This window comes from Deltaproteobacteria bacterium (assembly GCA_005879535.1).
GTDB lineage: Bacteria > Myxococcota > Myxococcia > Myxococcales > 40CM-4-68-19 > 40CM-4-68-19.
The window spans coordinates 185909-206629 of sequence record VBKI01000064.1 but is presented as its reverse complement, the minus strand read 5'-3'; the positions used below and the strand labels follow the sequence as shown (position 1 = coordinate 206629).

Sequence of the window (20721 nt, the reverse complement as noted above, 5' to 3'; positions counted from 1 at the left end):
TCCCAACTCAGGAAGAGGTCTCGCGAATGCAGCCGCAGATGGTGATGTACGACGAGGAGTTCCAGCAGATCAGCGCGGTCTGCGAGCGGCTGGCTCGCGAGGCCAACGCCAAGATCGTCTTTCTCGTCGACAAGAACGGCCAGCTCATCGCCTCCGTCGGAGCCACCGAGAACCTCGACACCACTTCGCTCGCCTCGCTGACGGCCGGCAACATCGCCGCGACCGGCGGCCTGGCGAAGCTGATCGGAGAGAAAGAGTTCTCGATCCTCTTTCACGAGGGTGAAAAGGACAACCTGCACATCAGCATCATCGGCGGGAGGGTCATCCTGGTGGTGATCTTCGACACCCGCTCCTCGCTCGGCCTGGTGCGCTTGCGGGTGAAGAAAGCTTCCGACGAGCTGAACAAGATTTTCGACGGATTGATGAAGAAGGTAAAGGTCCCCGGCGCGGGGTCGCCGTTCGCCGAAATCACCGACGACGACATCGACAACCTCTTCAGCGAGTAAGGGAAGGCGTCGCCGGAATGAGCTTCATCAACTACAGTTCGCGCGAGATCAACTGCAAGATCGTCTATTACGGTCCCGGCCTTTGCGGGAAGACGACGAATCTTCAGTACATCTATGCGAACACCAACCAGCAGGCGAAGGGGAAGATGATCTCCCTCGCCACCGAGACGGAGCGGACGCTGTTTTTCGACTTCCTGCCGCTTTCGCTGGGCGAGATCCGCGGGTTCAAGACCCGCTTCCATCTCTACACCGTGCCGGGCCAGGTATTCTACGACGCTTCCCGCAAGCTGATCCTCAAGGGCGTCGACGGGGTGGTGTTCGTCGCCGACTCGCAGGTCGAGCGCACCGAGGCGAACGTGGAATCGGTGGAGAACCTGCGCACCAACCTGGCGGAGCAGGGCTACGACCTCGACCGCATCCCGTACGTCGTCCAGTACAACAAGCGCGACCTGCCCAACGCCGCGCCGCTGGAAGAGCTGCAGGACCTGCTCAACCCGAAGGGTGTTCCGTCCTTCGAGGCCGTGGCTCCGAAGGGAGACGGCGTCTACGAGACGCTGAAGGCCATCGCCAAGCTGATCCTGACGGAGCTCAAGAAGGGGACGTAGCCGGCCTGGCCGGCATGCTCCTCGAGCTACGCTGTCTTCGCCTTGACCTGCTTCTCGAACGCGGCCGTGCAGGCGTCGACGATCTGCTGCAGATCGTACGGTTTGCAGAGCAGCTCGACGACGTCGGCCGGGCCGATCAGCTCTTCCAGCGCGCGCTTGTTGGTGGTGGTGACCACGAAGGCGCGACCCTGCATGACCTTGGAGTTCCGCATCAGGCGCAGGAACGTCCAGTTGGTGTCGTACGGCGGGGCGACGTCGTAGACGATCACGTCGGGCTTGTGCTCCTCGACGAACTGGATCATGTCGAGGCGGCCGCGCTTCAGGTCGTCGATGTGCGCGATGACCGCCTGGAACCCGGCCTGCTGGAGCGACTCCCGCACGAGCTCGAGTACCTCCGGATTGGTATTGAATATGGCGATGATGCGGGACTTCGCTTCCAAAGCACCTCCCTCCCGGTCCGCGTGCTGAGTTTTCAAGCTGCGCAGGGTGCAGTTGCGGGGCAAGGGGCTACCCATTGCTTCAATGTTGCTGTACCCGGGGCAACGCCAACCTGAACTCACAGGCGTTCGACCGCGAAACGCGCGTGCTGAGAAATCCCCCGTGAAGCTTCGCCACCCTGCGCGCCAGCGCCAGGATGGGCAGATCGGGGAGGCGGTTGCCCGGCAGCCTGCAGCAGCCGTCCACTGACACTGCAACGCGGGCTTTCTCGCGCGCCACCTCGGCGCCTACGCGGATGGTGGTGCCCGTCCGGGCGACCCGGAGCGCGGCGCGCAACAGGCCGCGGACGGCGGGTCGCACGACGCGGGGATCGGCGCGGACGCTGAGGCCGCCGAGCGGCTTCACCACGATGACGTTCACCTTCTTCTCGCTGGCGCCGAGCGCGACGGCCGCGGAGCCCGCCTCCGCGAGGAGCGGCCCGAGCCGGACGTTGGCGGCGCGCAATCCGCCCGCCGAGAGCACCTCGTCGAGCAGGGTGTCCTCGATCCCGTCGCGCAATCTGGAAAGACTCCTCTCCAAAAGGCGTCCGGGCCGCGAATCCGGCACCGCGCCGCGGCGCCGCAACAGGTCGAGCGCGAGCCGGGCGGCGGTGACGGAATTGCGCAGCTCGTGAGCGAGCCGGGCGAGGCGCGCGGTGTCGCGGCGCCTGCGATCGCACTCGCGCTGGAGGGCTGCTTGCACCAGCGTTTCCACCGCGGCCTGGGCGAGGGCATCCGCGAGCAGCCGCTGCTCGGCGGCGCTCATCTCCGGGATCTTCTCGAGCGCCGCATCGAAGACGAATCCACCGACGAGACCGCACTGCAGCGCCGCGCGGCCGGCCTCGGCATCGGGCGATGGCGTACCGGGAAGGATGGGTCGGAACCGGCGCTGCAGCGTCCGGTCGGCCACCTCGAGCAGCCGCGGCAGCACTTCCGCGGTACCTGAATCGAGCGGGAATCCGGCCTCGGCGGCCGCGCGAAGCTGCCGGTTCCAGCGGTCGAGCAGTTCGCCTCGATGCCGCGCGAGGGCCTCGCGCACTCGGTCCATCCGATGCTCCCGGCCGCGGTCTTCGAACAGGAAGGTTCGAGGTAGTGACTCGTTCACCGCAAAATGAATCGGCTGCCGTCCCCGTTGGGCGGTACCGGACAGTGTACGATGGGTTCGCGCGGCCGGCGCGATGGGGTACGTTCGATTCGATGGACGAGAAGATCCGCGAGCTCTTGCAGGACGCCTTCAGCGAGGCCGCAGCCCGCGACGCCAACGTGGCCATTGCCCGCGCCCGCCGTCCCGACGGCGACGACGAAGCGTCGCCATCGCTGCGATCGTACGAGATCATCCTCTCGGGCTTCGGCGCGTTCGCGAACGACCTGCTTCCGAAGCTCGTCTACCATCTCGAATCGATCGGCGCGCACCTGCCGGAGTGCCGCGGCGTGCTGATCGCGGCGTTCGTCGGCGAGCGGCTGCATTTCTTCCACGCGAAGGCATTCGTGGCGCGCGCCTGCGCGATGCTCGGCGTCAGCGCGGACGAGCTGGTCCGCCGGCACGGGACGGGCGAGCGCCGGACGGCAGTGCGCTCCGACCCGCTGCTCTTGCCGGGGCCGAAGGGCGGCGACGCCTGATGGCCGGATGACGCAATGCGCAGAGAGGGGGAACACGAGCGCGGCGCGCAGGCCGGCCATCTCGTCGACCGGTTCAACCGGTTGAACTACATCGGTCATCTGCCTGACTCGCGACGGCTACGGAGCGTTGGTGCTCCGGAACCGGGACCGGGATTTGCGTCCCGCGGCGTGGAGGACATAGAACCAACGTCGTAGCTACGGCGGCGCGCGCGGGGAGAGCAACTTCGTGGATCGATCCTTCGCCGCCGTCGCGTTCGCCCTCTGCGCGGCGTGTGAGCTCGGGGGAGCATGGGCCGAGCAGCGCGAGATCGCTCCCGCCGTCCTTTTCGTGCGCCAGCAGGCGCAGCCGCAGCCCGCTCCGGCGGACGGATCCGAGGCGCGGCCGTTTTCCTCGCTCCAGGCGGCCCTGAACGCCGCTCCCGCCGGGGCTCTCTTGCGCATCGACGCGGGCGTCTACCGCGAGACGCTGGTGATCACGCGATCGGTGGTGCTGCTCGGGCGCGGGGCAGGGCGCACGCGCCTGGTCGCCGTGGACGCGCGGGCAACGGCTCTGGAAGGGCGTGCAGCGGACCACGTGCAGATCCACGGGCTCTCCATCGAGGGCGGGGCCACCTGCGCCGTCTTCACCGGCGGGGCCGTGAAGCTGCAGAAGGTGGAGCTGCGCGGGTGCAGCGACGCCGCGCTGGTGGGCCGCGGTGCCGAGATCGAGCTTGCGTCGAGCACGGTTTCGGACGTGAGCGGCGGTCGCGAGGGCCGCGGTATCGATCTGCAAGGAGGAAGCCTGGAGGCGCGCGGTGTCGTGTTCCACGACGCGGGGCGAAGGGCGATCCAGTTGAACGGCGCCAAGGGGCTTCTCGAGGACGTCGAGGTGCGCGGCTCGTCGCTCTCTGCGCTGCAGGCGACGGGCGGCGCCGATGCGCGCGTCGTCCGCGGAGACTACGAAGGGCGCGGGGGAGCGACGCTCTACGCAGGCGGCTCGCATCTGCGCGTGGAGAGCGCGCGCGTCCGGCGCGGCGAGTACGCCGTGCTCGGATTCCGCGGCGCCGAGCTGGCGGTGATCGGGGGTGAGCTGACCGACTACAGCGTCGCCGGCGTGGCGATGGTGAACTCGCACGGCAGCGTGGAGAACGTCACGCTCGCACGCGGCGGGACCGACGCCGCCATCTCGATCACCCGGTCCGACGGGAAGAAGCCCGTGCTGTTGGTCGACAACCGGATGTCGAATCCCGGAACCATGGGCGTCCACGTCACCGAGTCGGCGGTCACCGCGCGCGGCAACACCATCACCGGAGCGAAGCTCGATGCGGAGAAGGACTTGGGCGACGCCTTCTATGCGGTGGATTCGCGACTCGTCATCGAACAGAACGTCATGCGGGGCAACGCCGGCAGCGGGGTGACGGCCCTGCGGTCGCAGGTGCGGCTCAACGGCAACGCCTTCATCGGGAACGGCCGCTCCGGTCTGCTGCTCCTCGACGGATCGCGCGGCAGCGCCACCGGAAACACCTTCGATCGCAACCACAAGGCCGGCGTCGAGCTCGGCGAGCAGGCCCGGGCCACGCTGACGCGGAATCGCTTCGGCGGCAACCTGCGGCTCGACATCGACGCCGGATGCGGGAGCGGTCTTTCCGGCAAGGCCGAGATCGGCGAGGGGAACCGCGCCCTGGGCGGCCCGCTGCGCCAGCGCACCTGCCCGAACACGCCGTAAAGAGCCGGAATCACTTCGTAGCGACGACCCCTTTGGCGTGCTAGCGTTTCCCTCTGGATGCCGGATTCGTACCCACCGCCCGCGGAAAGGCGCCACCCGCGGCGCCCCCGCGCGAACCTCCGCAAGCTGATGTTCGTGCTGCCGAACCTGTTCACCGTCAGCAGCATCTTTTGCGGCGTCTACTCCATCACGCTCTCGGCGGGCGAACCCACCGGCGACAATTTCTATCGCGCGGCGGTAGCGATCTTCTTCGGCAGCTTTTTCGACGCATTCGACGGCCGCGTGGCGCGCCTGACGCGGACGCAGAGCGAGTTCGGCGTGGAGCTGGATTCGCTCGCCGACGTCATCACCTTCGGCGTCGCCCCCGCCATCCTCGTCTACAAGTGGGCGCTGGCGGGGATGGGTACCGGCGGGATCGCCATCTGCTCCATCTACGCCGCCTGCGGGGCGATCCGGCTGGCGCGCTTCAACGTCATCGCCCATGCCGAATCGGGGACCCAGCGGTACTTCATCGGGCTTCCCATTCCGCTGGCGGCCGGCATGCTGGTTTCCCTGGTGATCGCGCTCAACAACCTGGAAGCGCCGGTCTCGGAAGCCGTGGGACTGTGGCCCATCGCCACCCTGGTGCTGGTGCTCGCGTTCCTGATGGTGTCGACCATCCGCTACCGCACGTTCAAGGAGGCGGGCCTCAATCCCCGCACCCTGCTGGTCTTCCTGCTGATCACGGTGGTGGGCGTCGCCGTCGCCATCCGCGGGCGTCCTTCCCTGGTGCTCCTCGTCTACTTCTCGATCTACATCCTGCTCGGGCTCGCGGAGGAAGCGCTGTTCGGCCGCCGCCGCCGTGCCGCTGCGCGCGCCGCGCAGGTCGCCACGCAGGTACCGGAGCCCGAAGAGCCACTGCTTCCGGCGGAAGAGGACGAGGTGCCCCTGGAAACGGCGGCGGCGACGGCCTCGGGAGGCGGGACCGACGAGGGCGAGCACGACGCGTGAGCGCCTCCCGTCCACTCGTTGACGCGCCGGCGGACCCGACGTCGGAGTCCGTCGCGACGCGCGTCGTGACCAAGCCGCGGCGGCTCCCCGGCGACCGGGGGCCTGCGCCGAAAGTGGCGCTGGTCTGGGCGACCTTCTTCGGCGCGGGGTATGCGCCGCTGGCGCCGGGCACCGCGGGGACCGCCGCCGCGATTCCGCTGTGGTGGGGGCTCTCGTACGTTCCCGGCTGGCTCTATCTCGCCGCGACCGCCGCCGTCGTGCTGACCGGGATCGCGGCGGCCGACCGGGCGGGGCGGTACTACGGGGTCCCCGATTCCGGCCACATCGTCATCGACGAGGTCGCCGGGTATCTCGTCACCATGGCGTTCCTGCCCCGCACGCTCTTTGCCGCGCTCGCGGGCTTCGTCCTCTTTCGCATCTGCGACGTGCTCAAGCCCTGGCCGGCGCGATTCTTCGACCGCGCGCCGCGCTGGAAGAACGGGGCAGGCGTGGTGCTCGACGATCTGTTCGCCGGACTCTGGGCGCTGCTCCTCACCTGGGGTGCGGTGGCGGCGAAGGGACGGCTGCTCGGACCATGAGCGCCGCGGTCGTAGAGTTCCTCGTCACGGGCGACGAGGTGATGCGCGGCTTGATCGCAGACACGAACACGCAGATCACCGCGACCAGGCTCTACCCGCTGGGGCTCGCCCTGCGCAGGACGACGGTAGTGGGCGACCGCGGCGAGGACATCCGCCGTGCCCTGCTGGAGATCAGCGTGCGGGCCGACTACTGCATCGTCAGCGGCGGTCTCGGGCCTACCGCCGACGATCTCACCGCTGCGTGCGCCGCGCAGGCTGCCGGCGTCCCGCTGCGGACATACGAGCCGTGGCTCGAGCACCTGCGACGGCGCTGGGCGAAGATTCGACCCAACGAGACGATGCCGGCGAACAATCTCCGGCAGGCGGAGGTGCCCGGCTCCGCCGAAGTGCTCGGCAACCCCGACGGCAGCGCGCCCGCCTTCGCGTTGCGCATCGACCGCTGCCAGTTCTTCTTCCTCCCCGGCGTGCCACGCGAATACCACCGCATCGTCGAAGAGATGGTGCTTCCGCGCCTCGTCGCGGCCACCGGCAACGCCATCCTCCGCTCGCGGATCCTCCACTGTTACGGAGTCACCGAGAGCAAGCTCGACGAGCTCGTCTCCGCGGTGCGCGAGGCGCATCCGGAAGTGCGCTTCGGGTTCCGCACCAAGTTCCCCGAGAACCATCTCTCGCTCTCCGCGCTGGCCGCCGACGCCGCGACGGCGGAGGCGAGCCTTTCGCGCGTCGAGCGCAAGTGCCGCGAAGCGCTCGGTCCGTTCGTCTATGGCGCGGACGGAGTGACGTTCGCGCAGGCGCTGGGCGAGGAGCTCGCGCGCCGCGGCGAGACGATCTGCTGCGCCGAGAGCTGCACCGGCGGACTCTTGACCCAGCTCTTGACCGAGGTCGGCGGAAGCTCTCGCTGGACGGCCGGGGCATTCGTCACGTACTCGAACGATCTCAAGCACAGCGCGCTGGGAGTCCCGCGCGAAATGCTCCAGCAGCACGGCGCCGTCAGCGAGCCGGTGGTGCGCGCGATGGCGGAAGGCGCCCGGGAGCGATCGGGTGCGACGTGGTCCGCGGCGATCACCGGCATTGCCGGGCCAGACGGCGGGACCGCGGACAAACCCGTCGGCACGGTGTGGCTCGGACTGTGCGGGCCGCCGGGGACGACCGCGCGACTCGCGAAGTACCGGGGCGATCGCGGCCAGGTGCGCCTGCAGGCTGCCTACGGCGCGCTCCAGCTCCTGCGCGAGGCGTTGGGTCCAACGAGGGTCCCCTGACCACCGGTTGGCGCGAAGTGGCCGCGCGCCATCGCGTCGACCTGATCCTCTTCGTCGCGTCGCTCGCAGCGTACGCGCTCTCCAGCGACGGGCTGCTCGCGCATCAGTCTTTCGCGCCGCACTTCGTCTACCAGGCGCACGCATTCCTCCATGGCCAGCTCCATCTGGCCGTGCCGCAGCCGCCGAACCTCAACGACTGGGTCCTGCAGGACGGGCGCTGGTACGTGTCCTTCCCCCCTTTCCCGGCGCTGTTGATGGTTCCCTTCGTGGCCGTCTTCGGCCTCTCGTTCAACGACGTCGCTTTCACGCTCTTCTTCGCGGCCGCGAACGTGGCGCTCCTCTATCGCCTCTTCCGCCGTTTACAGGCCCGGCCGGAATGGGAGCACGTCGCCCTGGCCCTCATCTACGGATTCGGGACGCTGGCCTGGAGCTGCGGAATCCGCGGCGAGGTCTGGTTCACGGCCGAGACCATCGGCGTGACGCTGACGCTGCTCTACCTGCACGCTTCGATCGGAGCACGCCATCCGGTGCTCGCCGGCCTTGCCGTCGGGTGCGCCGCCATCACGCGGACGCCGCTGGCCTTCTCCGCGGTGTTCTTCGTCTTCGAGGCGCTGTCCCCCGACGGCCCTTTGGAATGGAGCAAGCTGCGCGATCCGGCGGGCTGGCGGGCAGCGCTGCCGCGGCTGGTGCCGTTCGCCGCCGCCATCGCCGCCATCGCCGTGCCGATGGCGTGGATGAACTACGTCCGATTCGGCAGCTTCGGAGAATTCGGCCATTCTCACCTGTACGCAAACCGGGTGAACGCCCAGGTCCTCCGCTATGGACTGTTCCACTACGCCTTCCTCGAGCGGAACCTGCACGATGCCTTCACGCGCCTGCCGGAGATCCAGTTCCACCCGCTGCGGATCGGCTTCAACGGCGAGGGCATGAGCCTGTTCGTCACCACGCCCCTCTTCCTGTACCTGCTCTGGCCGAAGGAGAAGCCGCGCCTGCACCGCGCGCTCTGGCTGACGGTCGCCGTGGTGGCCGTTCCCGGCTTTTTCTACCAGAACAGCGGCTACTACCAGTTCGGTTTCCGCTTCTCGGTGGACTACACGCCATATCTGATCGTCCTGCTGGCGCTGGGCGGACGCCGGTTCACCGGCACGTTCTGGTTCCTCGCGCTCCTCGGCGTTGCCGTCAACGCCTGGGGAGCGGCCGTTTTCAACCGCCTCTATTGAAGCGGAGCAGAGGCGCCGCCGGCGCGCCCCCGCCCTACTCCCCCTTCACGCCGCGGCCGGAACCGCCGCGGCCGCCACCAGCAGCTGACCCGCCCACCGCCATGCCTCCTGCCATGTCGGCCGCTGCCCCGGCCCCACAGATGCCCAGCCGATTCGCACCTCGAGCCACGGCAGCCGCGCGGCCAGCGCTCCCCGCAGGCGGTCGACGGCAACGTGCACGTCGTCGCCCACCGTCTCGATCAGGACCACGCCTATCTCGCGGTCGCGGACGCGCAGTACCGCATCGGTGCGGCGCAGGTGGGCGCGGATGACGGCAGCCAGTTCCTCCACGTCCGAATCCAGCGCCACCCACCCCGGCGGCGCGATGCGCAGCAGCGAAAACCAGCGTCCGCTGCGCACCGCGCGGTGGGCCTCCAGGCTCGCGATCTGCTGCAGCGTGCTCATGCCGCAGCCTCCGACTGCGTCGGGGGCGGCGCGGACTTGTCGCTGGCACCCGCCTCGCGCAGCTTGCGCTCCAGGTCCTCGACGGCGGTGGCGTTTGCGCGCAGCGCCTCCGCCGCCTTCTCGCGCCCCGGACCGATCCGCTCGCCGGAGATCTCGAACCACGCTCCGCTCTTCTCGATGAAGCCGCGCTCCACGCCGAGATCGAGCAATTCGTGCGGCCGGGAGATCCCCACCCCGTAGAGAACGTCGAACTCCGCTTCCCGGAAGGGCGGCGCCATCTTGTTCTTCACCACTTTCACCCGCGTCCGGTTGCCGACCATCTGATCGCCGTCCTTGACGGCGCCGATCCGGCGGATGTCGAGACGAAGGCTGCAGTAGAACTTGAGCGCGTTTCCCCCGGTGGTGGTCTCCGGCGACCCGAAGACGACGCCGATCTTCATCCGGATCTGGTTGATGAAGATCACGGTAGCGCTGTTCCGGCTCACCACCGCCGTCAGCTTGCGCAGCGCCTGCGACATGAGCCTGGCCTGCAGGCCCATGTGCGAATCGCCCATCTCGCCCTCGATCTCCGCCTTGGGCACCAGGGCCGCGACGGAATCGATCACCACCAGATCGACGGCCCCGGAACGAACCAGGGTCTCGGTAATCTCCAGCGCCTGCTCGCCGGTGTCGGGCTGGGAGATGAGCAGATCCTCGACCCTGACGCCGAGTTTGCGGGCGTACGTGACGTCGAGCGCGTGCTCCGCATCGATGAACGCGGCGCACCCGCCCAGCGCCTGGACCTGTGCGATGGCATGCAGCGTCAGGGTGGTCTTGCCCGAGCTCTCGGGTCCGAAGATTTCGATCACCCGACCGCGCGGATAGCCGCCGCATCCCAGCGCCAGGTCGAGGCCCAGCGACCCACTGGGGAACGTGGCGACAGGCTGTCCGATCTCGCCCTCGCCAAGCCGCATGATCGCGCCCTTCCCGAACTGTTTCTCGATGGCGCCGATGGCAGCGAGGACCGCCCTGCCTTTCTCGGCGGCCATCTTCAGCTTCTCCGACACCTTGCTCATGTTCCCTCCCTGGGAATCGCGCCGGGCGACGTGCCCGGAGGTGGTTGCAGCGCTGCCCTGCGCGCGAGTTGGAGGGGCGCCATACGGATCCGGTCCGGCCTGCCGGTGGTGGGGCTGTCGAGACAGCGCAGCTGTACCGCCCCCTGCACGTGCTGCTCGCCGACGTGTTCGTGGCCGTGCAGATCGGCGATGGTGCGCGCGAGCTTGAGCATGCGATCGTGCGCGCGGGCCGAGAGGCCTTTCTCGTCGATGAAGCGCGCCAGCAGCGACCGTGCCGCGTCGCTCGCCCCGACGAGCTTCCGCAGCGCGGGACCGCTGAGCTGCGCGTTGCAATGGAGATCCGGGAACTGCGCGAACCGGCGCCGCTGCAGCGCGCGGCAGGCTTCGACGCGCTCGCGAACGGCGGCCGACGCTTCGCCCTGCGGCAGCGCGAGAAAGTCTTTCGTGCGCAATGCTCCGACCTCGATGTGAAGGTCGAACCGGTCCAGGATGGGCCCCGAGATGCGCCGCATGTAGTTCTCCTTGGCGGGCAGCGTGCACGTGCAGCGGTCGGGGTCCGCATCGGAGGCGTGTCCGCAAGGACACGGATTCATCGCGCCGAGGAGCATGAAGCGGGCGGGCATGGTGGCGCGATCCTTCGCGCGCACCAGAGACACCTTGCCGTCCTCCAGCGGCTGTCGCAGCGCCTCCAGCGCCGCGTGCCCGAACTCCGGCAGCTCGTCGAGAAAGAGCACTCCTCGATGCGCCAGAGAGATCTCGCCCGGCCGCAGCGGCGATCCCCCGCCGATCAGCCCGGCCACCGAGATGGTGTGATGGGGGGCGCGAAAAGGGCGCGCGGGCATAAGGCCTTGCCCGGGCGTGAGCCGGCCGGCCACCGACCAGATGGATGTCGCCTCCACGGCTTCCTCGAACGAGAGCGCCGGAAGCAACCCGGAAAAGCGGCGGGCCAGCATGGTCTTTCCGGCCCCCGGCGGTCCGATGAAGAGAGCGTTGTGGCCGCCCGCGGCGGCCACCTCGAGCGCCCACTTCGCGGTCTGCTGCCCGCGCACGTCGGCCAGATCGAGCGCCGTCGCGGGCGCCGTCTCCTGCGGCGCGGTTGCGGGAGGGCGACCTCCCGTCCCGCAGAACGTCTCCGCTGCCTCGGCCAGCGTGCGGGCGCCGTACACGCGGATCCCTTGCACCAGCGCACCCTCCGGAGCGTTCTGCTCGGGCACGATCAGGCCCTCGAACCCGCGCTTGCGCGCCTCCAGCGCGACGGGCAGTACGCCGCGCACCGCCAACACCTCGCCGGAGAGCGCGAGCTCGCCGACCACCAGCGGCGTGCGCTCCGGCAACGGAGTCAGCCCCGCGGCAGCGAGGATCCCGAGCGCGATGGCGAGGTCGAAGCCGACCCCCTCCTTGCGCAGGTCTCCTGGAGCGAGATTGACCGTGATCTTCTTCTGCGGCAGCTGGTACCCGGTATTGCGCAGCGCGGTGAGGACGCGCGTGCGCGCGTCGTTGCACGCGTGGTCGGGCAAGCCGACCAAGTGGAACCCGGGTAGTCCCAGCGCCAGGTCCACCTGCACCTCGACGAGGCGCGCGCCGGCGCCGGCGATGGCCGCGCAGTAGAGCGACGAATGCACGGAGCGCGCTTCTGCGAACGGCGTGCCGTGCGCGCGCCAAAGGACGCCTCAGCAGGCGCGCTCGAAATGGGACTCCTGTTTCGAGCTGCTGGGCTCGAAACGAGACAGCCTCACCACCACCAGCGGCGATATCGCGGCACGTTGGGGGTGAACAGCACCAGCAGGAGGAAGCCGATCACGAACCCAGCACCTTGCAGCATCGGATGCCGCCGTGCCCCGAACGCCAGCAGCGCCGCCCCGACGAATGCCCCGGCCGCGACGGCCCCGGCGACGATTCTCGCGCGCGTCGTCGGCAGCATCGACAAGAGCCGGAAGCCGATCGGCGTCGCATCCGGCAACCCGCCGTTCGACCACCACCAGGAGAGGCGCGCTCGCTCGCGCTCGCCGACCTCCCGCGCCAGCGCCGCGCCCAGCAGACGGTTCTGCTGGAGAAGCTCCCGCTGCGTCTGCTCCCGGGCAGTGTGCTCGCCAGCGAGCTGCGCCTGCCGGTCCGCCCACAGCTTCTCGTTCCAGGCTCGGACGTCGTCTCCGGTGAGCGGACCCTGACAGTTCGTGCAGAGCTGCGCGTAGCGCGAGTTGTCCGCCTCGCACCGCGGGCAGCGCACGAAGGGCTGCTCCCCGAAGTCCCGCTGCAGGCCGAGAGTGGAGGGTTCGCCGGTGAAACGACCCGTCGTCGCCACTTCGTGGTGCGGCGCTTCCCCGGGCCGGCGTGGGCGCTCCAGGTTCAGAAAGCGCGTCAGCCGTCCAGCCATCAGCGCACGACCGCCAGGCGTTGGGCCGTGGAGGCCGGGCGCGTCCGGTTCTTCGACCACTCGCGCAGGCGGGAGATCTCCTCGCCCATGGTCGACGAGAGCGGAAACGCCTCCTGGACGGCCCGCATCACGTGCGCCTGGCGGAGCTCGGTGGACTCGTCGAACGCATAGTAGAGCCCGGCGATCACCGCCTGCTCGATCTCGGACCCGGAGAAGCCCTCGGCCGCCGTGGAGAGCGCGTCGAGGTCGAACGCCGCCGGGTCTCGCTGCCGGCGCGCGATGTGGATGCGGAAGATGTCCCGCCGCTCCGCCGCGCTGGGCAGGTCGATGAAGAAGATCTCGTCGAACCGCCCCTTGCGCAGCAGCTCGGGCGGCAGCGCATCGATGCGATTCGCCGTCGCGACCACGAAGACCGGAGCGGTCTTTTCCTGCAGCCAGGTGAGCAGCGATCCGAAGACGCGCGCGGAGACGCCGGAGTCGGTCACCGCGGCGCCGGCGTTTCCCGCGAGGCCTTTCTCGATCTCGTCGATCCAGAGCACCGTCGGCGCGACGCTCTCGGCGACGCGGATGGCGCGGCGCAGGTTCTCCTCGGAGGATCCGATGAGGGAGGAGAAGATCCGGCCCAGGTCCAGGCGCAAGAGCGGCAGCGACCAGACGGATGCGATGGCCTTCGCCGTCAGGCTCTTGCCGCATCCCTGCACGCCCAGCAGCAGAAGGCCTTTCGGCGCGGGCAGGCCGAACTTGCGCGCCGGCTCGCTGAAGGCGCCCATCCTGCCGTTCAGCCATCCCTTCAGCTCGTCGAGGCCGCCGACGTGCGCCAGCTCCTGCTCGACGTTGACGAACTCCAACAAGCCACTCTTGCGGATCACCTGCCGCTTCTCGTCGAGCACCAGGCGGATGTCGTCCCTGTCGAGCACGCCGTCGTTGGCGATGGCCTTGGCAAAGGCGTTTTCCGCCTCGCTCAGCGTCAGACCCTGCGCCGCCTTGATGATCTGCTCGGCCTGCTCCCGGGTCAGCTCCACGCGCGCCTTGTTCCCGCGGCGGACGACCGTGACGATCTCCTTCAGGAGCTGGTACAGGTCGCGGAACGAGGGAAGGGGAACGTCGAGAACCGAGACTTCCTTCTCCAGCTCCACGGGGATGGTGAGCACCGGAGCGAGCAGGATCACCGTCGTGAAGGTAGACTTGAGGTCCTGCGCCAGCTCGCGCATTCCCCGCACGACGGCGGCGCTGTCGAGAAAAGGGTGGAAGTCCTTCAGCACGACCAGCGACGGCTCGGTCAGCTTGCCGATGGCCGCGAGCGCCTCCACCGGATCGCGCGACTGCTCGCTGACGGCGACCGTGCGGCCTGCGGAGACGCGGCGCATCCCGCGCGTCACCGACCACTGCAACAGAGCCTTTCCGTGGGTCTGCGCGACGTCCTGCAGGATGGCGTCGAGGCGCTGCTCTTCCCAACTCACCAGGTAGATGAGCGGGTAGCGGGCGCGGATCAGCGTGTCCAGATCGGAGACGAACTTCGGCGTCCCGACGGGCGCGGATTCGAACGTCTCCACGGCCCGCGATTCTACCAGAAGATCAGAGTCTGTCCGCGGCGCGGCGCAGGCGTGCGGCGGCTTCCGGAACCTGGGCAAGCGGGAAGTCGAGATGCGTCACGGCGCGGATGCGGGTACCGCTGACGGCGTTGATCAGCACCCCTTCCTTTTTCGCCGCGTCGACCAGCGCCGGCGCGTTGGCGACGTCGGCGAGCAGGATGTTCGTCTCCGGGGCATGCCAGGAAAACGGAACGCTCTCCGCGAGCTTTCGGGCGCTCTCATGGTCCTCGGCAAGCCGCTGCAGATGATGGTCGAGGGCGTACATGCCCGCAGCGGCGAGCACCCCTGCCTGCCTCAACCCACCTCCGACGCGCTTGCGCAGGCGCCGCACCGCTTTCATCCGCTCGCGCGTGGTCGCCACCAGCGACCCCGCCGGCGCCCCCAGACCCTTGCTCAGGCAGACGGAGACCGTGTCCGCCTTCGCGCACCACTGCTGCAGCGGGATCCCGGTCGCCACGTGCGCGTTCCAGATCCGCGCTCCGTCGAGATGAACGGCGAGGCCGGCGGCACGCGCGACGCCGGCGACCGCCTCGAGCTGCGCGAGCGGCCAGATGCTTCCGCCGCCGCGGTTGTGCGTGTTCTCGATGGCGACCGCCTTCTGGCGGGGATCGTGGTCGCCCTGGCTCGCGCGGATGACCGCCTTCACAGCCTCGGCGGTGAAGATCCCGCGAGGTCCGTCGACGACCAGGCTCTGCACTCCCCACAAGGCGGAGATGGCTCCGCCCTCGTAGTTCACGACATGGCAGTGCCGGTCGCAGATGATCTCGTCGCCCATCCCCGCGAGCGACCCCAGCGCGATCTGGTTCGCCATGGTGCCGGTGGGCACCCAGACAGCCGCTTCCTTGCCCAGCATGGCGGCGACGCGGTCCTGAAGCGCGTTGATGGTCGGGTCTTCGCCATAGACGTCGTCGCCGACTTCCGCCGCCGCGATTGCTTTTCGCATGCCGGGTGTAGGGCGGGTCACGGTGTCGCTGCGCAGGTCGATGAAGTCCATTGGATGCTCCGCGCCGAGGCGCTCCGCCCGTCGCGGGCGGAGCCCGCTCCTCCGGGATGGGGCATGATAAACGCGGCTGCGGTGGCCCGCGAATCGAAAGCAGAGCGCGCGCGCAGGTTCGCACGGATCGTCCGCCGGCTGGAGAAGGAGATGCCGGAGGCGAAGATCGCCCTGGAGTACCAGGACGAGCTGCAGCTGCTCGTCTCGGTGATGCTTTCGGCGCAGTGCACCGACGCCGTCGTGAACCAGGTGACGCCGGCGCTGTTCGACCGCTACCCGACCGCTGCGCATTACGCGCGGAGCACGCCGGAGGTCATCGGCGAACAGATCAAGCGCGTCGGCCTCTGGCGGGGCAAGGCGAAGAACCTGCACGAAACGATGACCCGGATCGCCCGCGACCATGGCGGGCACATTCCCCGCAAGCGCGAGGAGCTGTGCGAGCTGCCGGGCGTCGGCTGGAAGACGGCGGGCGTGGTGGTGAACCACGCGTTCGGCACGCCGGCGCTGCCGGTCGATACGCACGTAGGCCGCGTCTCGCGACGGCTGGGCCTCACCCGCCAGGAGGATCCGCGCAAGGTGGAGCACGAGCTCTCCGCGCTCTTGCCGGAGCAGCTCTGGGGGCGCGCCCACCAGCTCCTGATCTGGCACGGGCGAAGGACCTGCGAGTCGCGGCGCCCTCATTGCTCGCGCTGCGCAGTCCTCGATCTGTGCCCGCGCCGCGGCGTCACGGAGAGCGACTGAAGAGCAATACGTCGTTTCCGTCCTGCAGCAGCGCTTCGTAGCGCGCCCATCCTCCTGGCGCCCGGGCCTCGTACCGGGACCAGGTCAGCACGGTCAGCGCCGAGTCGGAATCGGCGAAGCGATGGATGAACGATTCCACCGTCTGCCGCATCGGGCACTCGAGCTTGCGGCCTTCGGCGAGGATCGAGGCCGCCTGCAGCCAGGGGCAGATCTCTCCTGGATCCGGACTGCGCGCCGCCGCGATCACGTAGAGCAGGTCGGCCGGAAGGTGGCGCAGGATGCCCGCGGCGAGCCCGAGGACGTGGTGGGCAGGCGCTCGCGCGATGTCCGGCTCCGGCCCACAGGAGCCGTCGGCGCGGAAGGGGAGGGTGGCGGCCAATAGAGCGTCGTGCCAGAGGACGGCTGTGGTGAGCTGATCCGCTTTGACGTCGACGCCGTACACGTGGCGGTAGACGTCCGCGAGCGCGCGCGCATGGCGCAGCGTGGCGAGTGTGTGGACGGCGAGCCCACCTGGGTATCCGTGGTGGCCGCCTTCGCAGGAGCCGCCGGCGGAAGCGAGGAAGTCTCCTTTCTTTGGAGGCGGCAGCTCGAGCCGCGGGTCGTCGAGCAGCTTACGCGCCTCGCCGAGGTGGGAGTACGCCCACGCCTCAGGAGGTAGCCACGGAGCGAGCAGCAGCGTCTCGGTCGCGGACCGCAGCGCCGGGTCGCCGATCGCGGCGGCCTCCCGGCGAACCTCGAGGTACGCGCGGTAGGCAAAGGGGAGTCTGGCGGCGACCTCGCGCGCACGCGCCGCCGGAGTCTGGGCCGCCGCGAGCAGGAACAGGAGCGGAATTGTTGCCATGTGAACGCCTCGGGCTAGCGTAGTTAGCGATGCGGAACGGCCTTCGCGAGCGGATCGAATCCGAGCTGTCGGACGCCATCGAGTGCGGCCTCGCCACCGAGGAAGCCCTCGCGGAGGCGGCCGGACTTCTCACTGAGGCGGAGGAGCTCGTCTCGCGGCTGTCTGCTCCGCCGCGCCCGCGCCGCAAGCGCACCCGCAAGCGCCGCAAGGAATGCTAGCCGCTGCGGCACCGACGGCGCGGCTTTGTGGCTATGTCTTGAGGCTGTACACGTCATGGGATGCGTTCTAGAAGCGAACGCATGGCCCTCTACGCCTTCGTCGCGCTGAAGTACGAAGCTCCGCTCGAACGCATCCAGCAGACAGTGGACCGCCACCGGGCATATCTGCGCGAGCTCCTCGGCCAGGGAAAGATGGTCTGCTCGGGGCCATTCGTCCCCCGCGAGGGAGGCGCGCTGCTGCTCCGGATCGAAGATCGGTCGGAGATCGGCCCGCTGCTCGCGAAAGACCCCTACCACGTCGAGAACCTCGTCTCCGACACGATCTACGTCTGGGATCCGAACATCGGCCGGGAAGGTCTCGACTCGCTGGCTCCTCGCCCGCGCTGACCTGTCTGAACACGAAGTGCGCCACGGCGGGTTCGGCTTCCCACGTCTCTTCGCCGAACCCCGCGCCCGCCGTCACCGCGAAAATCATGGCGGGCAGCGCGGTCCGGTTTCCGGCGAGGTAGTGGTACGCGGGATCCCGGGCGACGCTTCGGGGCTCACGGCCGGCCAACGCGGGCGGCGAGCACCGGCCGTCCCGCCCACCCGGGCGGGACCACCAGCTCGAGCGCGCCCGCGGGCACCCAGCCGGTCAGTCCGTTTGCCAGCTTCACGCGCCTGAAGCCGGCTTCCTCGTCCTCGATCCCGACGGTGGTGCCCTCGTGGATCTCGAAGCGGCTGACGCTCCTCTCGGCAGGCCCTTCCCGCGCTGGAACGGCCTGCGCCACGACGACGGCGCGGCGCATCGCCAGATCGCGCCCGGCGACAGCGCCCCCGACGACGAGCGCCGACAGCAACGCCCCGCCGAAGCAGATCGCGGCGACCAGGCCCGTCCACGCCGGTGCGCGCACCAGGAGGCGAATCCCCAGCAGGACCCAGGCCGCCGCCCAGAGAACGACCAATGCAAAAGCGCCCTCGGGACCCGGGAGCGGCGCCAGCAGGCGCGCTACGGCCTGGCTTCCGCCTTCGTCCGAATCACCCTCGAGGCGGTCGACGTTTCCGCGGCGCACTTCGACGAGATCCACCCGGGCGTCGTCGTCGCCGGGCTCCAGGAACAGCGCGCGTTCGAAATGCAGCACCGCCAGCCCGCGCTTGCCTTGGCGTAGATAAGCGGCGCCCAGGTTGGTCTCCAGCTCCGTGGAGGCGACGCCTTCGGAGACGAGCGCCTCGTACGCCGCGACGGCGCGCGAGACGTCTCCGGAGAGATACGCGGCGTTCGCGTCGGCGAAAAGCTGCACGCCTCCCGCCTCCGCGGCGAGCAGCGCTGCGAGCAGCACCGTCAAGCGCTCCTCCGGTCCAGCTCGCTCAGCACCTGGTCGGCGCGTCCAAGCATCGCTTCGCGGGCGGGGGCGTCGCCGCTGCCCGGAGCGAACCGCGCCCGGTCGCAGTCGTCGAGGACGCGGACGAGCCTGCGAACGGTTTCCTCGGAGTGGCCTCGCCCGACCAGCGCCGAGGAGAGCTCCTCACGGGTGAGTCCCGCCGCCGCGACGCCCTGCTTGTCGGCGAGATAGCCGGTCACGGCCCGAGCGATCTCCGCATAGAACGCGACCGGCTCGCCCCGCTCCAGCAGGGCGCGCGCTCCGCGCAGGCGCCTCTCGGCGGCGTTTCGCGCCAGCCGGACGCGCCGGCGAGCCGGATCCACGTGCAGCATCCGCCGCAGGCCGGCGAACGCGAGGAACAGCGCAAGGCCGAACGGCGGCAATCCCAGGGCGGGCCAGAACCACGGGTCTGCCCACGGCGGTGTGGCGCGCTGCGTGGACCCCAGCCGCAGCCGGATCGGTCGCAGCCCGCCGCCGCCGAGCAGGTTCTGCGAGATCGGCTCCGCGGCCGGCTGGCCCACCTGCGCCGCCGAGATCCGCAGCGGGATGGCCTCGGTCCGCACCGTCCGATACTGCTTCTGGATGGGGTCGAAAACGTCCATCGCCAGTGGGGGAATCTCGACCGCACCGGTCCGCTCGGGAACGAGAAGCTGCTCGACGGTGCGCGTCCCGGTGATCACTCCGCGCTCGACCGACTGTTTGTCCGCGGTGGTGGCGTCGTACGCGCGCATGCCGGGGACGGCGGGAAGCCTGGGCAACCGCAGGTCGCGAATGTTGCCGCGTCCGCTCGCCACCAGGCGGAACGTGATCGGCTGTCCGACGGGCGCGGTGGACGGCTCCGCTGAAGCGGTGAGCGTCCACTGGCCTACGTTGCCGACGTCGAATCCGGCAGGCTTTCCGGGCGGCAGCGGCTGCACGTCGATCTGCAACGCCTGCGACGTGCGCCGGGAGCTGCCGCGCGAGAAGAGCATTCCGAAGCCCGTGAGCACCTGGACTTCGGCGGCCTCGATGGTGGCCTTCCCGGGTCGGAGCGCGAACAGCGCGCGCCGCCTCAACAGATATGCGGTGTACGGGACGCCGTCGAGGATGCGCTGCTCGGGGACGAGCTGCTGCGGGGCCTCGACGTCCTCGCTCCAGAAGCCGTCCAGGCGCGGGATCTGCAGCTTCTCGATGCTGCTCACGTTGGTTCGCGCGAGCAGGTAGAGCGAATACGAGATCTGTTGACCGACGAATGGCCGCTCGTTGTCCACCGCCGCCCGCAGCACCAGGTCGCGCTGCCCTGGATGCACGTCGGCAAAGGGATCGAGGTTGTCAGGGAGCCTGTCATCGGCGGAAGCGTCGGGCGACTGCGTGCCTCCGCGGGCGGCCTGGCCGGCGGGGACGACCCGGATCCGGATCCGCTCGGTCTGGAAGCTCTTGCCATGGAACTCGAGCCGCGCGGGCTCGATGCTGAGCTCGCCCACGCGCCTGGGCGTCAGCGCGAGCGAGGTGATCACCGTCCTGCGAAAGCTCGGCGCGCTGCTCGAGAGCGTAAAGGTCACCTGTTCCGAGTGCGACCGGCTGACGACGTCGAAGTCGGCGAACGCCGGCACCACGAGATCTCCGGTCTCCGCCTTCGAGGCGTAGGTGGCGGAGATCCGCAACGTCACGGTGCCGTCGAGGGCGATTTCCGTCGCGTCCGCCGTCGCGGACAGCTCCACCTCCGCCGCCGCGAGCGCGGGCAGCGCAAGGAGAAACGCCAGAGCAAACGCTTTACCAGTCCTTCTCGGGATCACTTCGCTTCCTCGCCTCCGTCTTCTTCTTCGCGAACCGCCAGATCTCCAGATTTTTTTCGCTCGTGCGCAGGGCGTCGAGCAACCGCTGCGCCTCGCTGCGATCGACCGGCTTGTCCTGGGCGGCCCGCGGGCCGGTCTGCGGCTGTGACTCGGGCTCCTTCCTGCCTTCCTGCTGCGCGGAGTCGTCCTGCCGCTGCTGCGCGTCGCTCTGCTTCTGTCGTTCGCCCGGGTCCTCCGGGCGCGATTGGTCCCGTTTCTGTGGAGCTTCGCCCTTCTGCGGCTCGGGCTTCGGTTGATCGCCCTGTCGCGGGGGTTGATCGGGTCGCGGTTGGCCGGCGGGATTCTGCCGCCGTTCCTGCTGCGTGCG

The 20721-nt window shown here is 69.4% G+C and carries 22 protein-coding genes; 11 read left to right on the top strand and 11 right to left on the bottom strand.

Annotated features, from left to right (window positions below; all coding sequences use genetic code 11):
- Nucleotides 1–26 precede the first annotated feature (26 nt).
- Both E6J58_12345 and E6J58_12340 read left to right on the top strand, forming a co-directional pair.
- Nucleotides 27–506, top strand: coding sequence for a roadblock/LC7 domain-containing protein (locus tag E6J58_12345; protein ID TMB37397.1), 480 nt, complete (start codon nt 27–29; stop codon nt 504–506).
- 17 nt (nt 507–523) lie between these two features.
- Nucleotides 524–1111, top strand: a complete 588-nt coding sequence (locus E6J58_12340; protein TMB37396.1) for a gliding-motility protein MglA — start codon at nt 524–526, stop codon at nt 1109–1111.
- 26 nt (nt 1112–1137) lie between these two features.
- On the opposite strand, the gene E6J58_12335 is transcribed toward E6J58_12340, so the two are convergent.
- Both E6J58_12335 and E6J58_12330 read right to left on the bottom strand, forming a co-directional pair.
- Nucleotides 1138–1626, bottom strand: coding sequence for a response regulator (locus E6J58_12335; protein TMB37395.1), 489 nt, complete (start codon nt 1624–1626; stop codon nt 1138–1140).
- A 4-nt stretch (nt 1627–1630) separates the two neighbouring features.
- A complete protein-coding gene (locus E6J58_12330; GenBank protein TMB37394.1) occupies nt 1631–2635 on the bottom strand; it encodes a HAMP domain-containing histidine kinase in 1005 nt (334 codons plus the stop codon).
- 149 nt (nt 2636–2784) lie between these two features.
- On the opposite strand from E6J58_12330, the gene E6J58_12325 reads away from it, so the two are divergent.
- The 6 genes from E6J58_12325 (at nt 2785) to E6J58_12300 (ending at nt 8959) form a co-directional block, all read left to right on the top strand.
- Nucleotides 2785–3207, top strand: a complete 423-nt coding sequence (locus E6J58_12325; GenBank protein TMB37393.1) for a hypothetical protein — start codon at nt 2785–2787, stop codon at nt 3205–3207.
- Nucleotides 3208–3433: 226 nt separating this feature from the next.
- On the top strand, nt 3434–4912 hold the full coding sequence (locus E6J58_12320) for a right-handed parallel beta-helix repeat-containing protein (GenBank protein TMB37392.1): 1479 nt from the start codon (nt 3434–3436) through the stop codon (nt 4910–4912).
- Nucleotides 4913–4969: 57 nt separating this feature from the next.
- Nucleotides 4970–5902 carry a CDP-diacylglycerol--serine O-phosphatidyltransferase gene (gene pssA / locus E6J58_12315; GenBank protein TMB37391.1) on the top strand — a complete coding sequence of 311 codons (933 nt, stop codon included), beginning with the start codon at nt 4970–4972 and terminating at the stop codon, nt 5900–5902.
- 113 nt (nt 5903–6015) lie between these two features.
- Nucleotides 6016–6480 (top strand): phosphatidylglycerophosphatase A, encoded by a 465-nt coding sequence (locus E6J58_12310; GenBank protein ID TMB37417.1) that lies wholly within the window; start codon nt 6016–6018, stop codon nt 6478–6480.
- Nucleotides 6477–7739, top strand: a complete 1263-nt coding sequence (locus tag E6J58_12305) for a CinA family nicotinamide mononucleotide deamidase-related protein (GenBank protein ID TMB37390.1) — start codon at nt 6477–6479, stop codon at nt 7737–7739. The genes E6J58_12310 and E6J58_12305 overlap by 4 nt, the downstream gene beginning before the upstream one ends.
- Nucleotides 7740–7756: 17 nt before the next feature.
- Complete coding sequence (locus E6J58_12300) at nt 7757–8959, top strand: DUF2029 domain-containing protein (GenBank protein TMB37389.1); 1203 nt, start codon at nt 7757–7759, stop codon at nt 8957–8959.
- A gap of 45 nt (nt 8960–9004) precedes the next feature.
- Here E6J58_12300 and E6J58_12295 read toward each other — a convergent pair whose 3' ends face one another.
- From E6J58_12295 to E6J58_12270, 6 genes are all read right to left on the bottom strand, one after another.
- On the bottom strand, nt 9005–9403 hold the full coding sequence (locus tag E6J58_12295; GenBank protein ID TMB37388.1) for a hypothetical protein: 399 nt from the start codon (nt 9401–9403) through the stop codon (nt 9005–9007).
- Nucleotides 9400–10458: a recombinase RecA gene (gene recA / locus E6J58_12290; protein TMB37387.1), complete on the bottom strand. Its 1059-nt coding sequence runs from the start codon at nt 10456–10458 to the stop codon at nt 9400–9402. The genes E6J58_12295 and recA overlap by 4 nt, the downstream gene beginning before the upstream one ends.
- Nucleotides 10455–12080: an ATP-binding protein gene (locus tag E6J58_12285; GenBank protein TMB37386.1), complete on the bottom strand. Its 1626-nt coding sequence runs from the start codon at nt 12078–12080 to the stop codon at nt 10455–10457. Before E6J58_12285 ends, recA begins: the two co-directional genes overlap by 4 nt.
- Before the next feature lie 110 nt (nt 12081–12190).
- Nucleotides 12191–12832 (bottom strand): hypothetical protein, encoded by a 642-nt coding sequence (locus E6J58_12280; GenBank protein ID TMB37385.1) that lies wholly within the window; start codon nt 12830–12832, stop codon nt 12191–12193.
- The gene (locus tag E6J58_12275; GenBank protein ID TMB37384.1) at nt 12832–14385 is read right to left on the bottom strand and encodes an AAA family ATPase; all 1554 of its coding nucleotides are present in this window, start codon (nt 14383–14385) and stop codon (nt 12832–12834) included. Before E6J58_12275 ends, E6J58_12280 begins: the two co-directional genes overlap by 1 nt.
- Before the next feature lie 22 nt (nt 14386–14407).
- Nucleotides 14408–15418, bottom strand: a complete 1011-nt coding sequence (locus tag E6J58_12270) for an aminotransferase class I/II-fold pyridoxal phosphate-dependent enzyme (GenBank protein TMB37383.1) — start codon at nt 15416–15418, stop codon at nt 14408–14410.
- Nucleotides 15419–15481: 63 nt separating this feature from the next.
- On the opposite strand from E6J58_12270, the gene nth reads away from it, so the two are divergent.
- A complete protein-coding gene (gene nth, locus E6J58_12265) occupies nt 15482–16159 on the top strand; it encodes an endonuclease III (GenBank protein ID TMB37416.1) in 678 nt (225 codons plus the stop codon).
- Here the strand turns inward: nth and E6J58_12260 are convergent.
- Nucleotides 16143–17000, bottom strand: a complete 858-nt coding sequence (locus E6J58_12260; protein TMB37382.1) for a hypothetical protein — start codon at nt 16998–17000, stop codon at nt 16143–16145. The genes nth and E6J58_12260 overlap by 17 nt on opposite strands.
- A gap of 29 nt (nt 17001–17029) precedes the next feature.
- On the opposite strand from E6J58_12260, the gene E6J58_12255 reads away from it, so the two are divergent.
- Both E6J58_12255 and E6J58_12250 read left to right on the top strand, forming a co-directional pair.
- Nucleotides 17030–17218: a hypothetical protein gene (locus E6J58_12255; GenBank protein TMB37381.1), complete on the top strand. Its 189-nt coding sequence runs from the start codon at nt 17030–17032 to the stop codon at nt 17216–17218.
- A gap of 81 nt (nt 17219–17299) precedes the next feature.
- Nucleotides 17300–17605 (top strand): hypothetical protein, encoded by a 306-nt coding sequence (locus E6J58_12250; GenBank protein ID TMB37380.1) that lies wholly within the window; start codon nt 17300–17302, stop codon nt 17603–17605.
- A 155-nt stretch (nt 17606–17760) separates the two neighbouring features.
- On the opposite strand, the gene E6J58_12245 is transcribed toward E6J58_12250, so the two are convergent.
- A complete protein-coding gene (locus tag E6J58_12245; GenBank protein ID TMB37379.1) occupies nt 17761–18543 on the bottom strand; it encodes a hypothetical protein in 783 nt (260 codons plus the stop codon).
- On the bottom strand, nt 18540–20696 hold the full coding sequence (locus tag E6J58_12240; protein TMB37378.1) for a hypothetical protein: 2157 nt from the start codon (nt 20694–20696) through the stop codon (nt 18540–18542). Before E6J58_12240 ends, E6J58_12245 begins: the two co-directional genes overlap by 4 nt.
- Nucleotides 20697–20721: the final 25 nt, after the last annotated feature.

What these genes read in the sequence shown, in the direction of transcription:
- E6J58_12260 (TMB37382.1), bottom strand. Translation starts at nt 17,000, where the DNA reads ATGGCAACAATTCCGCTCCTGTTCCTGCTCGCGGCGGCCCAGACTCCG.
- E6J58_12305 (TMB37390.1), top strand. Translation starts at nt 6,477, where the DNA reads ATGAGCGCCGCGGTCGTAGAGTTCCTCGTCACGGGCGACGAGGTGATG.
- E6J58_12330 (TMB37394.1), bottom strand. Translation starts at nt 2,635, where the DNA reads ATGGACCGAGTGCGCGAGGCCCTCGCGCGGCATCGAGGCGAACTGCTC.
- nth (TMB37416.1), top strand. Translation starts at nt 15,482, where the DNA reads ATGATAAACGCGGCTGCGGTGGCCCGCGAATCGAAAGCAGAGCGCGCG.
- E6J58_12255 (TMB37381.1), top strand. Translation starts at nt 17,030, where the DNA reads ATGCGGAACGGCCTTCGCGAGCGGATCGAATCCGAGCTGTCGGACGCC.
- E6J58_12250 (TMB37380.1), top strand. Translation starts at nt 17,300, where the DNA reads ATGGCCCTCTACGCCTTCGTCGCGCTGAAGTACGAAGCTCCGCTCGAA.
- pssA (TMB37391.1), top strand. Translation starts at nt 4,970, where the DNA reads ATGCCGGATTCGTACCCACCGCCCGCGGAAAGGCGCCACCCGCGGCGC.
- E6J58_12345 (TMB37397.1), top strand. Translation starts at nt 27, where the DNA reads ATGCAGCCGCAGATGGTGATGTACGACGAGGAGTTCCAGCAGATCAGC.
- E6J58_12295 (TMB37388.1), bottom strand. Translation starts at nt 9,403, where the DNA reads ATGAGCACGCTGCAGCAGATCGCGAGCCTGGAGGCCCACCGCGCGGTG.
- E6J58_12280 (TMB37385.1), bottom strand. Translation starts at nt 12,832, where the DNA reads ATGGCTGGACGGCTGACGCGCTTTCTGAACCTGGAGCGCCCACGCCGG.
- recA (TMB37387.1), bottom strand. Translation starts at nt 10,458, where the DNA reads ATGAGCAAGGTGTCGGAGAAGCTGAAGATGGCCGCCGAGAAAGGCAGG.
- E6J58_12340 (TMB37396.1), top strand. Translation starts at nt 524, where the DNA reads ATGAGCTTCATCAACTACAGTTCGCGCGAGATCAACTGCAAGATCGTC.
- E6J58_12325 (TMB37393.1), top strand. Translation starts at nt 2,785, where the DNA reads ATGGACGAGAAGATCCGCGAGCTCTTGCAGGACGCCTTCAGCGAGGCC.
- E6J58_12270 (TMB37383.1), bottom strand. Translation starts at nt 15,418, where the DNA reads ATGGACTTCATCGACCTGCGCAGCGACACCGTGACCCGCCCTACACCC.
- E6J58_12335 (TMB37395.1), bottom strand. Translation starts at nt 1,626, where the DNA reads ATGGGTAGCCCCTTGCCCCGCAACTGCACCCTGCGCAGCTTGAAAACT.